At 44.3% G+C, this 13,830-nt stretch carries 11 protein-coding genes and 1 pseudogene; 6 read left to right on the top strand and 6 right to left on the bottom strand.

The window, feature by feature from the left end; translation table 11 throughout:
- Nucleotides 1-14: 14 nt before the first annotated feature.
- The 3 genes from KIO97_RS16725 to KIO97_RS16715 form a co-directional block, all read right to left on the bottom strand.
- Nucleotides 15-731, bottom strand: coding sequence for a YebC/PmpR family DNA-binding transcriptional regulator (locus tag KIO97_RS16725; protein WP_005428886.1), 717 nt, complete (start codon nucleotides 729-731; stop codon nucleotides 15-17).
- Between the two features lie 135 nt (nucleotides 732-866).
- Nucleotides 867-1,076 (bottom strand): DUF3283 family protein, encoded by a 210-nt coding sequence (locus KIO97_RS16720; protein WP_005428896.1) that lies wholly within the window; start codon nucleotides 1,074-1,076, stop codon nucleotides 867-869.
- Nucleotides 1,077-1,170: 94 nt separating this feature from the next.
- Nucleotides 1,171-3,096 carry an ATP-binding protein gene (locus KIO97_RS16715; RefSeq protein WP_285383484.1) on the bottom strand — a complete coding sequence of 642 codons (1,926 nt, stop codon included), beginning with the start codon at nucleotides 3,094-3,096 and terminating at the stop codon, nucleotides 1,171-1,173.
- 68 nt (nucleotides 3,097-3,164) lie between these two features.
- Between KIO97_RS16715 and KIO97_RS16710 the strand changes: the two genes are divergently transcribed.
- Nucleotides 3,165-3,920, top strand: a complete 756-nt coding sequence (locus KIO97_RS16710) for an ABC transporter substrate-binding protein (RefSeq protein WP_285383483.1) — start codon at nucleotides 3,165-3,167, stop codon at nucleotides 3,918-3,920.
- A 98-nt stretch (nucleotides 3,921-4,018) separates the two neighbouring features.
- Here KIO97_RS16710 and ribA read toward each other — a convergent pair.
- Both ribA and KIO97_RS16700 read right to left on the bottom strand, forming a co-directional pair.
- Nucleotides 4,019-5,077: pseudogene (ribA, locus tag KIO97_RS16705) on the bottom strand (GTP cyclohydrolase II).
- A 164-nt stretch (nucleotides 5,078-5,241) separates the two neighbouring features.
- Nucleotides 5,242-5,439 (bottom strand): hypothetical protein, encoded by a 198-nt coding sequence (locus KIO97_RS16700; protein ID WP_005428900.1) that lies wholly within the window; start codon nucleotides 5,437-5,439, stop codon nucleotides 5,242-5,244.
- Between the two features lie 361 nt (nucleotides 5,440-5,800).
- Between KIO97_RS16700 and KIO97_RS16695 the strand changes: the two genes are divergently transcribed.
- From KIO97_RS16695 to KIO97_RS16685, 3 genes are read left to right on the top strand one after another with little or no spacing between them, the layout of a single operon-like run.
- On the top strand, nucleotides 5,801-6,655 hold the full coding sequence (locus tag KIO97_RS16695) for an ABC transporter ATP-binding protein (RefSeq protein ID WP_045399602.1): 855 nt from the start codon (nucleotides 5,801-5,803) through the stop codon (nucleotides 6,653-6,655).
- The gene (locus KIO97_RS16690; RefSeq protein ID WP_050904844.1) at nucleotides 6,652-7,584 is read left to right on the top strand and encodes an ATP-binding cassette domain-containing protein; all 933 of its coding nucleotides are present in this window, start codon (nucleotides 6,652-6,654) and stop codon (nucleotides 7,582-7,584) included. Before KIO97_RS16695 ends, KIO97_RS16690 begins: the two co-directional genes overlap by 4 nt.
- Nucleotides 7,584-8,051, top strand: a complete 468-nt coding sequence (locus KIO97_RS16685) for a transcriptional regulator (RefSeq protein WP_255902346.1) — start codon at nucleotides 7,584-7,586, stop codon at nucleotides 8,049-8,051. The genes KIO97_RS16690 and KIO97_RS16685 overlap by 1 nt, the downstream gene beginning before the upstream one ends.
- 323 nt (nucleotides 8,052-8,374) lie before the next feature.
- On the opposite strand, the gene KIO97_RS16680 is transcribed toward KIO97_RS16685, so the two are convergent.
- The gene (locus KIO97_RS16680) at nucleotides 8,375-10,345 is read right to left on the bottom strand and encodes a replication initiator protein RctB domain-containing protein (protein ID WP_285383482.1); all 1,971 of its coding nucleotides are present in this window, start codon (nucleotides 10,343-10,345) and stop codon (nucleotides 8,375-8,377) included.
- Between the two features lie 1,241 nt (nucleotides 10,346-11,586).
- On the opposite strand from KIO97_RS16680, the gene KIO97_RS16675 reads away from it, so the two are divergent.
- Together KIO97_RS16675 and KIO97_RS16670 are read left to right on the top strand one after the other, a co-directional pair.
- Nucleotides 11,587-12,804 (top strand): AAA family ATPase, encoded by a 1,218-nt coding sequence (locus tag KIO97_RS16675; RefSeq protein WP_005428912.1) that lies wholly within the window; start codon nucleotides 11,587-11,589, stop codon nucleotides 12,802-12,804.
- Nucleotides 12,805-12,811: 7 nt separating this feature from the next.
- Nucleotides 12,812-13,786 (top strand): ParB/RepB/Spo0J family partition protein, encoded by a 975-nt coding sequence (locus tag KIO97_RS16670; RefSeq protein WP_285383481.1) that lies wholly within the window; start codon nucleotides 12,812-12,814, stop codon nucleotides 13,784-13,786.
- The last annotated feature ends 44 nt before the right edge of the window (nucleotides 13,787-13,830 follow it).

Genomic DNA, 13,830 nt, shown 5'->3' with positions numbered 1-13,830 from the left:
ACTGAAGAACCGAATTACAGTTCGCCGTTGTGGTATACCTGTTGAACGTCGTCACAGTCATCTAGAAGGTCTAGGAACTTCTGGAATTTCTCTGCGTCTTCACCCGCTACTGGCGTGTGAGTTTGCGGAACGAATGTGATTTCTTCAACGTCGATCGTTAGATCTGGGAATGCACCGTTAAGCGCAGTTTTTGTTTTGAAGAACTCTGTGTGAGGTGCGAATACAGTGATAACACCGTCTTCTAGCTCAACGTCAGTAACGTCCACGTCTTCCATCATCAGCGTTTCTAGGATGATTTCATCATCTTCGCCTTTGAACTGGAATACCGCTTGGTGATCGAACATGTGAGAAACAGAACCTTCAACACCAATTTTCGCACCCACTTTAACAAAGCATTGGCGAACGTCTTGGAATGTACGGTTACCGTTGTCTGTTAGACAGTCTACGATCACGCTTGTGCCGCCAGGGCCAAAGCCTTCGTAACGTGCTGGAGTGTAGTCTTCACCACCACCGCCGTTCGCTTTGTCGATCGCTTTATCGATAACGTGTGCAGGAACTTGGTCTTTTTTCGCTTTTGCGATCAGGTGCTTCAGAGACAAGTTCATGTCTGGATCACCACCACCGTTTTTCGCGCACATGTAAATTTCTTTACCGTATTTGGAATAAACTTTAATTTTTGCGCCTGCAGTTTTCGCCATAGAGGCTTTGCGCACTTCAAAACTTCTTCCCATCGGGATGTCTCTCTAAATTCAAATTTAATGCGAAGGATTTTAGCAAAGAGTGAACAGTTTTACCTTTCACCTTGCAAAGGAATGGGGAGGAAACCTCATTCGCCGCTGTGGTTTACACCAGAGCCACGGTTCGCTTTATGCGACACCCATTACTCGTTTGTACTTATCGACCGCCTGTTGAAAAAAGACTTTTTCGTCAGCGTCGTTAATCTTAGACAGCTGTTCTTCTATTACCTCTGGACCAGATTTCGCTTCTTTAAGCTTCCAAACCAAAAAAGACGCTTGTTTATCAAGTTCGATTTTGTTTTTCTCGTCAGGCGGTAACAGGGATAGATTGAACGACATTCACAGCCTCAAGGTACTTTAATAAATACTAGCCGCGCACTATAGCACACAGATTTGCCTTTTAAGAAGTGAAACGCACTTTACTTGATCAATTTCAAGTTGCTTGTTTCGGATTCGATCGTGTTTGCAATGACTCTGGTAGGTATCGCTCAAAGATTTGCTGCAAGCGCTCTTTTGTCACCGGTTTGGCAACAAATTCGTTCATCCCTGCATCAAAGCAGCGTTGTTGATCTTCTTTAATTACATTGGCACTTAAAGCAATGATCGGCACTTGCTGTCCCCACTCGCCCATCTTACGAATGTTTTCAGTGGCAATGAATCCATCCATGACTGGCATTTGGCAGTCCATCAGAATTAAATCGAACTGATGAGCTTGGCATTGTCGAAGTGCATCTTTACCGTGTTCGGCGACATTCACCTGCATGCCAAGTTTCTCTAACATCATTCGCACGACTTTCTGATTCACCGCAGTGTCTTCAACGACCAGAATCCAAGGCTTGCCCACATCTTTGGTCGTTTGGATATGCTCAGCAACAATCGCATTGCTCATCCCATTCGGAAAATCAAACACGTTAGGCGTCTGAGGAGAGATAGACTTATCACAGACGATATTGAGTGGAATGGTGAATTCAAAGTAGCTGCCTAGACCAGGTTCACTGGTCAGACGGATTTCCCCGCCCATAACTTCAACTAAACTGTTGCAGATAGCTAAGCCCAAACCAGTGCCGCCGTATTTACGCGTGGTACTGCCATCGGCTTGCTGAAACTTCTCAAATACCGTTTGCTGGTTTTCTTTAGCAATGCCAATGCCTGAGTCCACCACTCGAAAATGCACGCTGGCAACATCTGTTTTCCGACTCACCAGTGACACCATCAACTTGACGTGTCCACGCTCAGTGAACTTCACTGCGTTGCTGAGCAAATTGCTCAACACTTGTTTGAGTCTGCCCATATCCCCTTTCACCTCTAACGGTAACTGAGGGTCGATATCACAAACCAGTTGTAGACCTTTCTGCTGCGCTTTGACGGTATGAAGACGCCCTACCTCGTGAAGTAAATCGAGTAGATTGTAGGTCGTGGCTTCCAGTTCAATCTTACCCGCTTCAATTTTAGAAAAGTCGAGGATGTCGTCGATGATCACCATTAGCGAGTTGGAAGAGCTATTGATTATGGATACGAAGTCTTTTTGTTGCTCATCGAGTTTGGTATCTCCGAGCAACGAAGCAATACCAATAATGCCGTTCATTGGTGTGCGAATCTCATGACTCATGGTGGCAAGGAATTCGCTTTTCTTTCGGTTTGCGACTTCAGCTTTATCGCGCGCTTGTTCAATTTCTAATTGGTGTTCACTGACACGATCAACGCTTCGGTTGTATTTGCGCTCCAACAAACTGACTTCATCAAAGAACCAACGTTTGGGCAATGTCACTTTGCTTGGTAGATGGCCCCCGCTGAAATCGCTTACGGCCCCAGAGAGCAGCTCTAGAGGCTTCACCATCAAGCGAAACGTGACCCACAAAACACCTAGGATGAGTAAAAATATCTTGATCGCTTCCGCGATCACCAGAAAAAAGAAGGTTTGCCATAACCCTTGATAGATCGGGGTAAGATCCGATTGAACTGTGACTTCAGCAAGATCATAAGTTTTTACCCCCATATCGTATTGCAAGGGCCACTGCCGCTCGATCCGATCTTCCGTTAATGCGCTGCCTAGTTCGAAGATCACTTCATCTGGCGTCGCAATTCTTAAATAATCCACCGAGGGTAAACGCATTGCTCCTTCTGCCTGAGTAAGTAACAGCTCTCGATCTTCAACCCACAAACTGGCAGAAAAACTGGATAGGTAACTGGTTTTCACCTGCTCAAGCTCACTATCTAGACGAGCAAGATCATCGTTGAAATCACGATATAAACTGATGGAAGAGCTGATTATGGTAAAGATTAAACTCAACACAAAAATCGCCAGCATCAATTGATTTCCGATACTAAATCGGCGCTGAGCTCGCTCTTTTATCTCCATATGAAATCGCTCCCTTAAACTTGCGCTAATATAAATATAGTCAGGTCGCGACAATAATCGAGGTTAGGATGAAAGGACTGTTACGAACATTAGGCTTTAGTTTTATAGCCTTAAGCTCTTACGCTATGGCAAGTGAAGTGAATTATTACGTGATAGCTGATCAAGCCAGACCATTTCAAATTGAGCAGCAAGGTGAACAACATTCAGGAATTGTGACAGACATTGTTAGTGCTATCTTTGCCGAATCCGATTATGAAGTGAAATACCACACCTACCCATTCAAGCGCATGATTTCGGTACTCGAAGCGGGGGGAGAAGAAAATTGGGTCACTTACGGCAGTCCAAAGTGGGGGAAGGTTCAATCGGAAAATCTCTCAGAACAACCTATTTACACTGTAAAACACGTATTAGTATCGAGCAGTAAAGCACCATTCAAATTCAGCGATATGCAGCACATGCAAGGTCGTTCAATTGTGCTTCTGCTTGGCTTTGATTACCCGAATCTCAGCCATTTCTTTGAAAACGGTACCGTCAATGAAATGCGCGTCAAAGATTACGAGGCCGCCTATCGAGTTTTACAACGAACCCCTGGCAATACCGTTTTTGTCGAAATGGAATCACGCGTCGTTTACAACATTCATCGTTTAGAACTGCCGATGGGCGACTTCCAAATTCAATCTTTCAGCGCAGTGATACCAGACTACGCCATCTATCTCGCTTTCTCCCCTAAGATGAACCCCAAAGTGCAGAGCTTTATCAATAAACGCCTAGCAGAACTAAAAAGTTCCGGAAAACTCGACGACATCATCAAAAAATATATCTAGCGAGCCGCTCACGCCCAATCTGTAACAAAAACCGCCAGCTTCGATTAGCTGGCGGTTTGATTTTTATATCGTCTCTATGATTAATCTTGTTCGAGCGCTTAATCTTGTTCGACAAATTTGGGGTCAAACATATGGCCAAGCTTATTGGCTTTGGTTTGAAGGTAGTGTTGATTATGGGGGTTATTGCCTTCTTGCAGTGGTACCCGCTCAACCACATTGATGTTCACCTTCTTCAGCGCTGCAAGCTTACGTGGATTGTTGGTCATCAAACGTACTTTATCGATTCCAAGATGCTCCAGCATCCTCTTACAAAACGCGTAATCACGCATATCAGCAGCAAAGCCCAGGCGCTCATTGGCTTCGACAGTGTCTGCGCCTTCATCTTGTAAGTGATAGGCACGAATCTTATTGATTAAGCCAATTCCCCTGCCCTCTTGGCGTAAGTAGAGCAGCACGCCACAACCTTCTTCGACAATGTTTTGCAATGCACGGTCAAGCTAGAAGCCGCAATCACAACGCGTACTGAACAGCGCATCACCAGTTAAGCATTCTGAATGCAGGCGAATCAGCGGCGCTTTAGTGTTTGCAGGGTCGCCATACACCAAGGCGAGATGTTCTTTTCCTGTCGTGTTCTCGATAAAACCATGCATGATAAACGTGCCCCATTAGGTAGGCAGTTTGGCTTTATCGACAAAGCGCACCAAGTTATATGGCTTCACATGCTTTAGCTCTGCACGTACGTTCATCAAAATCTCTCCTAAATGGTTTTCTCCAGAACCGTCCCCCCCATCGCCCCAGAATGCATCTTTGTGCGAATGTTCGGTAAGCCACGCGTTGCCGGTCTGCATCAACTGTTTCGCAAGCTGAGGGTTTTGCAGAAACTTCTCACGAACGATAAACGCCATCACGGAGAGTTTGTCGTCATCCCAATTATCTCTTACTAGGTGCTGATATTTGCGGCTTAAAGAAAAGGCTTCGTCGGGGCTTTTGGCTAAGAGGATTTTGTTTTGCAGTTTGAGGTCACTGAATTTTTGAGCTTGGTAATAGTGTTCGCTAGTGGGCCAAGATTGGGTAGAGACTTTGATGGGAGCTTGGCAAAAATTGGAGAGGAAGCCGTGGGATTCATCGGGTTCGTAGAAAAGGATCTGATCAACCATAATCGTACTCCTGACGTTGCTACCGAATAGTCAACAAAAAGCATATCGCTATTGATATAATATTTAGTAACGTAGGATAAGAAAGTCAAACAATGGGTTATAAAACAAAAAATGAAAAGGGCAGCCTTATGACTACCCCGTGTTTTTATTCCGCAGTGTTAGAATTAGTGAATTAAGCCAAGTTCCCTTGCCTCTTCGATGCTCAAGCCGCTTTCACGGATTTCACGAAGTGCTTCAATACGACGTCTTGCTTCGGCAGATTTCACGATTTTCTCTGGTCTCACAACGGTTTCTTCTTCTGGGAGTTCCCATTTGTGAGCGATGTTGCTCATCTCTTCATGGTCGATAGAATTAATGGACATATTTCCTCCGAACACACCATGTTTTCGATGGGTAATCTATAGCAAACCCCCAATGCAGAGGTAAGAAAAACTGTAGGGAAATGTGACCCCTTTCGACCTTTCATCAACTCTTTAATAGATTCATCATTTAGTTTTTGCAAACCCGCTTTTTAGCGTTTAGATTTGAAGAATTCCCCCTACGAAAAGTGAGCTGATCCAGCTCTCATTTTTCCCCCACAAATTCACACGTTCATAACGGAAAAAATTCTTTTTATTACACTCAACTTTCGAGTCACTTCACTGATCAGACGGTTTTATCTTTCGCAAACCTTATACACCTGATAATGATAATAATTATCTTTTGTATTGGTAAGGTATAATTATGAGTGAACTAAACCTGAATCAGGCATTCCACTCTGATCCCGTCATTCAGATCAGAAACTTATGCGTGGACTACATCACCGACAACGGTGATTTTAATGCCGTGAAATCGGTAAGCTTCGATATTGGCAAGGGCGAAATATTTGGTCTGGCGGGTGAATCAGGCTGTGGCAAAAGTACCATAGCTTTCTCTATCAACCGTCTACACAAGCCGCCTGCATTTATCTCTGGTGGGCAAATTTTATTTGAAGGCAAGGATATCCTTCGTCTGCCAGATAATGAGCTAAATACGCTGCGCTGGAGCGAGATTGCAATGGTGTTCCAAAGCGCCATGAACTCGCTGAATCCTGTTCTCACCGTGCAGGAGCAATTTGCCGACGTATTACGCCACCACAAAGGATTAACCAACGAGCAAGCCAAAGACCGTGCAGAGAAGCTTCTCGACTTAGTCAACATTCCGAGAAATCGTCTGGGCGAATACCCACACCAGTTCTCTGGCGGCATGCGTCAGCGTTTGGTGATTGCAATAGCCCTATCCCTCAACCCAAAGCTGATCATCATGGATGAGCCAACCACAGCGCTCGATGTGGTAGTTCAACGCGAAATCTTGCAGCAAATCTATCAACTACGTGATGAGTTTGGTTTCTCGGTACTTTTTATTACCCATGATTTAGCGCTCATGAGCCAATTGTGCGACCGCATTGCCATCATGCGCCACGGCAAGATTGTTGAAGTAAATAGCTCATACGAAATCCGCAATCATCCTCAACACGAATACACCCAAAAGCTTTGGGCTTCATTCCCAAATATTCACGATGTACACAAACAGCCACAAACGGAAGGAGCGCCAGCATGAGTGAACCGATCATCCAAATGAAAAACGTGATCAAGGAATTCAAAGTCGGTGGTGGTTTTGCCAAAGAAGAAACCTTTCGCGCACTTCAAGGTGTGAGCTTTGATCTTTATGCCGGCAAAACCCTAGCGCTTGTAGGCGAATCCGGCTGCGGCAAAAGTACTTGTGCACGATTGATTACCAAGGTGTATCCAGTCAGCGATGGTGAAATTCTTTTCAACGGCAAAAACATTAACGACATTACTGCTCGCGGCGAGATTCAGGATTACCGCAGCAAGGTTCAGATGGTATTCCAAGACCCTTTTGGCTCATTAAATCCAACCCATACTATTCGCCACCATTTAACTCGCCCACTGAAGATTCATAAGCAGGTGAAGAGTGACAAAGAAATCCCAGCCAAACTGCTAGAGCTGCTGGATTTGGTCGAACTACCAGAGGAAACGCTCAACAAATTCCCTCACGAACTCAGTGGCGGTCAGCGTCAGCGTGTCAATCTCGCCCGTGCTCTGGCGGTAGGTTCACAGCTCATTCTTGCTGATGAACCGACGTCGATGCTGGATGTATCGATTCGTTTAGGTGTACTTAACCTGATGCAACGTATGAAGCAAGAGTTAGGAATTGGCTTTCTGTACATTACTCATGACCTTGCGACTGCGCATTACATCGCAGAAGAAACCGCGGTGATGTACAAAGGACAAATTGTGGAATGGGGAGACACTCAAGCGATCTTAAAGAATCCACAGCATCCATACACTAAGTTATTGATCTCTGCAGTGCCAGATCCTGATCTACCATTTGGCAACCTTGTAGAAAGTGAACCAAACTATTCAGTAGATGCCGATGAGATCCGCAGTCGCAGCAGCGTTGTGGTCGAAGACTATGATCAAATCGGACCAAATCACTTTGTAAAACAATGGACTGAGGCAGCCTAATGGATTTGATGACCTGGCAAGATCAACTATCAGATTGGTATGACAATCGGAAGCATGATCAAGTAGAAAGCTTAGAAGCGATCTTATACCAAGCACCTGTTGCTGTGTTTGGTCCAGAACTGACGGACGAACAGAGTAAAGCGATCGCTTGTTGGTTAGATGGCTGCCTAAGAGTCTTTCAACACGCTAGACATCAAGACCATCAGAAAGCCTTTCAAATCCTGCAATACACTGGGGCAAAGCTCGAACAAGCGGCTTGCCAACCGATGACCGATATTCTTATTAAGGATTGGTGTCTCAAACGTTTGCAGCATTTGACCGTTCTGGCGCTAGAGTTCTGTAATCAGCAACACGATCAAAATGAGTGGCAGCAGCAGGCGAGTAACTTGATCGAGTCACACGTTGCATTGATGCGATCATTAAATTGGAATGAAACTAGGAAGCATGATCAAGGATTACGTCATTAATCCGGAAAGATGATCAAGGTTGCTTGATGGTTCCGAATGAACTTTCCGAATGCACAAGACAGGAATTTTAGATAAAAAAAAGCGAGTTTCTTGAGGAGAAACTCGCGAAGTCTATTCAGAATGAATGTAACAATATGAGCCAATCTATTAATCATCAGAAAGGACAAAAGGTTGTCTATTCGGGACAAATTTTAGTCTGCCCTCGGAACCGCAATGTCAGTGATTTGTAAGAGTTAGGTCTGATTTCCATCAGTGCAATTCATTGTTACATTCTGAACCAATTAGTCATGCTTATTACTCAAAAAGCATCCGCTTGATTCATATTAAATCGCCATTTCATCAAGTGCTCTGAATACCATCTCATCCATGTGTCCCTCAAAAATCTGGCGACACACTTTTCGACGAACGGCTAAGCCTGCGATTAGACGCTCAATGGTGAGATGTTTGACATCGTTTTGGCTGTTAAACAGCTCGACTGTTTTGCTTAACGTCTCGTAAGGCAGAAGTGCATCCCCTACTCGCAAGAAATCGAGCTTGTCTATGAAGTCAGAACACTCTTCTTTGATTGAGGCATAGGAATGCCCTGTCATCGCCGATAAAGCCGTTATACTGCGTTCTAGAGCTTCTGGAGAGGTATATTTGGATAGAGTAATGGTTATCTCGTCCGCGTTGATCTCAACTAAGTGCTTTTTCTGCTTCACTCGGCGGCCCAAATTACCACGTGGAGAGGAGGCTTTACGCTGAATAGGCTCAAATTCGCCGTCTATGATGCCTGAGAGCTCGTCTAGCTGCTGCCTCGTAACCATCTCATTACGAAGTGGGTTTGGCAGCGTAGGGGCCATATTACGCTTTCCTGCGTTGGTCGTACGAGCACGCGAGTAACGCAATACTTCTTCCACATCGCATTTGATGTCGATTTGGTAGTCCATCACTTTGCCATTTTCGATCATGGTCTCGATCGTTAAGTGATAGCCCCATAAGTTCACAACAAAAAGATCTTCCGTCCCTTTGCCATCAGACAGGCGCTTCAACTCACGGATCAGATCCATTGAGAAACGACGCCATTCGATGTTTCGTGCCAGTTTTTGGTTCAGCTCACTCAATAACATGCAATCGGTGTGTCTACGCACCATACGACTACGGAAGAACGAGTACAACTGGAACACCAAGGTGTGTTGTTTCAGAATTTCAGGCGGGAACAAGAAGAAATAATCACGCGTAAGCAGTTCTTCATAGAACGACGGTTCCCACACGAGAATGTAAAGGTTTGGCTTAATGCGAATTTCACCGTCAGCGCCTTCTGTTGGTGCTTCTTCCGATGCAGTGATGGTTCGAGCAAGAAAACGGAAACGATCACTCTTGAAGCCTTCTGGCATGTTTTCACTCAGCCAGCGGCCAGTGAGCTCGTGCAATTGGAAATCAGTAAACTCGATACGATCAATACTGTCGCGGATTGAATCTCGTGCAGGGCCACTGTCTTTCTTGCCACGTAATGACAAGATATCCGTGATGTACAACGGTGTTTTGTTGGGCACATGCGCCGCGTCCATGTGGTACTGATCCTTGTGATGATCATGGTATTGCACTGTCAGCGTAAACAGAGCAAACAAGGTCATCAGATCGTCCACTGTCATGATGTTTTTCGACGATCGTGTTTCAATCACGGCTTTGGTGCCAGAGATCGAAACCATGGATTTCTGGTAACTCTTGCGAGTGCGTGGAGGCGCTAAGGCTTGGTCGATGATCCCTGCCCAATTAGTTGGAGAAACGACAAATTGATCCGCTTCATCCTTCATCATCGGTGGGGTATTCAAACCATGTTCATTCAACAGGCGCTTGTTCACTTGAGTTTGCGCCAAGGCCTTAGAACGCTTTTGTTTTTCGCTCTGACGAACTTTTTCTGTAACTAAGCTGGTGGCACCTAACGCTGAGATCAGCTGGTTCGGGTTGACGAACTTGTGCAGCATGGTTTTGCCAGCAAGGCCTTCTTCAAAACGTACTGGTGTTTGATGAAACAAACCAATGTTCACTGCAGCACGTAAGCGCTGTTGTAAGGCGGCTCTGGTCAGTTGACCGTCGGTTGCTTCAACAATTTCTGTTGTCGATACCAAACCGTCTTTGCTGCTGAATCCTCGTAAAGAGATCAGATTAAGCAACTCTAAGATGCTCTTGGTTACCCCTTTGAAGTGTTGGTATTGTTCTACCCAATCTGCAGAAGATTCGTGTACCTCAAAAAGGTGCCCATCCTTATGGCTTCTTGGCGCTTTAATCAGAATTTTTTCATCAGCGGTCATTTTAGATCCAGATCACACTAGCCGTAGTTTTGCTATGGTTCCGAAGAATAAAGAAAAACAGATCATAAATAAAGAAAAAATCTTTGTTTTTTAAATAACTGATCTTTTTGATTAATCTGATCTTATTGATTATATGATCTAATGATCTGAAGATTTTTGGTTGCGTAAGTCTATGTTTTGAATGGGTATTTCAAAGTAGCACTCTGGAACTATGATCATGAATATTCCGAAACGATGATCAACAAATCCCTGAAAGCATGATCACAAAGTCTCGTAAGCATGATCATTAAGTTTCTGAAAAGATGATCAAAAAGGTCCTGAAACGATGATCATGATGTTTGTACAACTTATCCACAGAAATACCGTGAAGGCTTGGAAAAGTTTGTTCTGATTTGCTGTAAAGCAAGGGCATTTTACCTTCGGATCAATGATCAAGAGCGTCGCTTTCCATCGTTCTGCAATGAACTGTGAATACAATTTACGCAAATGCTGAAATATTCCTCAGTTTTAAGCTGGCCGCCTTGTTCCTTGTTGCTATCTAGAAATTGGCGGAAGCATGATCATGATATCGCGTTCTACATTTTGTTTTCGATTTATTTTCATCGTTCCACGTTTTTATCTCTGATTTTGCCTCTATCCCCCAGTCTATCTGCATTCAGCCGTAAATTGACCGTGAAAAATCATGCTTCCGAGGACAAAACACACTTGATCATTTTTCCAGTAAATTGATCGCATTGAAAAATCGATGTGCGGCGTACAAGGACGCATAACTTCCTTGATCATGCTTTCGTATTTTCTGTTCTTACCGGAAGTATGATCATGAAGACTCCTTGATCATACTTCCGTTTAATATCGCTGTTTTACATGCCTAAACATACTGGACGCATGATCAAGGCTGGTTTTCCTTGTATTTTTAAATTAAAACGCTGAGGCACCATCAAACACTAGATTCATCTAACACTATCCGTAATTTAGTGCCTTTTTATAATCGTTCCGGAAAAACGTTAGATTTACATTGTAAATACGTGACAGTGTGACATTTTTATTCTTTCAAGGTTTGAAGCACTTTATTCGCATAGATTTGATTAAATTTTATGATGTTTTTAAGGTGAAATCATAAAACAGGCGTTTGTGAGTATTTTTTATGTGATGGTTATTCAAAATGTTCGTGCACCTTTTTGTTGTTTTAGGATTGCAGTGCTGTACAATTAAAAACAGATATCCTTCCAACGGAATTTGGCATGAAAAGAGAAACAACGATTGAAAATCTCCAAGAGTTAGCGGAACTTACCCAACAAGTTCAAGCTGACCGTATTGAGATTGTTTTGGAAGAGCGTAGTGACAACTACTTCCCACCAATGTCTAAGGCAATGATGGAAACCCGCTCAGGTTTGACTCGCCGTAAGCTGGACGATGCTATCGGTAAGATGGAAGCGGAAGGTCATCAATTTACAAAGAATAATGCCAACCATTATTCAATCACGCTTGAAGAAGCGCACATGCTAATGGATGCGGCAGAAGTGCCTAAATTCCATGAACGCAAAAAGAATTCTGAAAACAAACCGTGGATCATCAACGTACAAAACCAAAAGGGTGGTACGGGTAAATCGATGACAGCGGTTCACTTAGCGGCATGTCTGGCGCTAAACCTAGATAAACGTTACCGCATTTGTTTGATTGACCTTGACCCTCAAGGTTCTCTGCGTCTGTTCTTGAACCCACAAATCAGTGTGGCAGAGCACGACAATATCTATTCTGCAGTTGATATCATGCTTGGTAACGTGCCAGATGGCGTTGAAATCGATCGTGAGTTTCTACACAAGAACGTGCTGTTGCCAACGCAATACCCGAACTTGAAGTCGATTTCTGCTTTCCCAGAAGACGCCATGTTCAACGCAGAAGCGTGGCAAACACTCTCTGAAGACCCATCGCTAGATATCGTTCGTCTGTTGAAAGAGCAGTTGATTGACAAGATTGCGAATGACTTCGACGTGATTATGATTGATACCGGTCCACACGTTGATCCGCTAGTATGGAACGCAATGTACGCATCAAACGCGCTATTGATTCCTTGTGCTGCTAAGCGTCTTGACTGGGCTTCTACAGTAAACTTCTTCCAACACCTTCCAACGGTTTACGAAATGTTCCCGGAAGATTGGAACGGTCTAGAATTTGTTCGTTTGATGCCAACTATGTTTGAAGACGACAACAAGAAGCAAGTTTCTGTTCTAACTGAAATGAACTATCTTCTAGGTGACCAAGTTATGATGGCCACCATTCCTCGTAGTCGCGCATTCGAAACCTGTGCTGACACCTACAGCACCGTGTTTGACTTAACCGTAGGCGACTTCGAAGGTGGTAAGAAAACACTCGCTACTGCACAAGATGCGGTACATAAGAGTGCACTAGAACTGGAGCGCGTACTGCACTCTAACTGGCCGTCACTGAATCAGGGGTAATGAATAAATGGCATTGAAAACGTCAGAATTAAACGCGAAATTATTTGGTAAAACCAATAAGCGTCGTGTTGCGACACCTCAAGAAGCGCAAACGGCAGTAAAAGACAAAGCACAAACCATCGAACTTGCTGTAGCTGGTGAGAGTACGGTTCAATTTGAATTGGTACGAATTCCTGCAGATAAAGTGGCGACAGACACTAGCGTATTTGCAGAGAACGCTCGTGAGCAATCTTTCCTAAACGAACACGCTTTATCAGATGTGTTGGTGACGTTGAAAGAACGTGGTCAACAGTATCCAGCGGTTGGTCGTCGCACTGAAGATGGTAAGATTGAAGTATTAGACGGTAGTCGCCGTCGTATGTCTTGTATCTTAGCAGGGCAGGATTTCTTGGTTTACGTTGGTGATGGCATCAACACAGACCACGCGAAATTCCTTTCTGATGTTGCAAACGCGCACAAGCCACTTTCTCTATACGAAAAAGGTAAAGAGATGCAGGCGAAGCTTGAAAGTGGCGAAGCTGAAGACCAAAAAGCGTTGGCAAAAATGTTCCAGTGCAGTGAAGCATTGGTGAGTGGCGCATTAAAAGCTGCGGCACTTCCACTTGAACTTCTGCAAGCTTACCCGAATGTTGGTGATTTAGGTCGTCCAACGATTGTTAAGCTGCATAAGCAATTCTCGACGTTGAACAGCGAACAACAGCAAAACTTGTTGGATAAGTGTCGTACGTCGGAAGGTTATTTGTGGCAGCGCAGTACCGCTCAAGGTGTGGCTCGTCTTACTAAAGAAGTGACAGAAAGCATCGAAAGCTGGATTGCAGAATTAGCGCCTGCGAAACCGGCTAAGAAAGCAGAAAAAGTCGATTTAGTTAAAGGTCGTGCAAGCTACAGCCGTAAAGGTAACAACCTTGCTCTTAACTTGAAGAAAGTAGACGACAGCTTGATGGAAGAAATTCTGGCTTTCGTTGAGAGCAAAATGAAGTAAACCTTATCTTGTTTGAAACCGCCTCAGGGCGGTTTTTTTATGTC

Origin of the sequence: Vibrio sp. B181a (assembly GCF_030248375.1) — a bacterium.
GTDB classification, from domain to species: Bacteria; Pseudomonadota; Gammaproteobacteria; order Enterobacterales; family Vibrionaceae; genus Vibrio; species Vibrio campbellii.
This window is presented reverse-complemented; position numbering and strand designations above follow the sequence as displayed.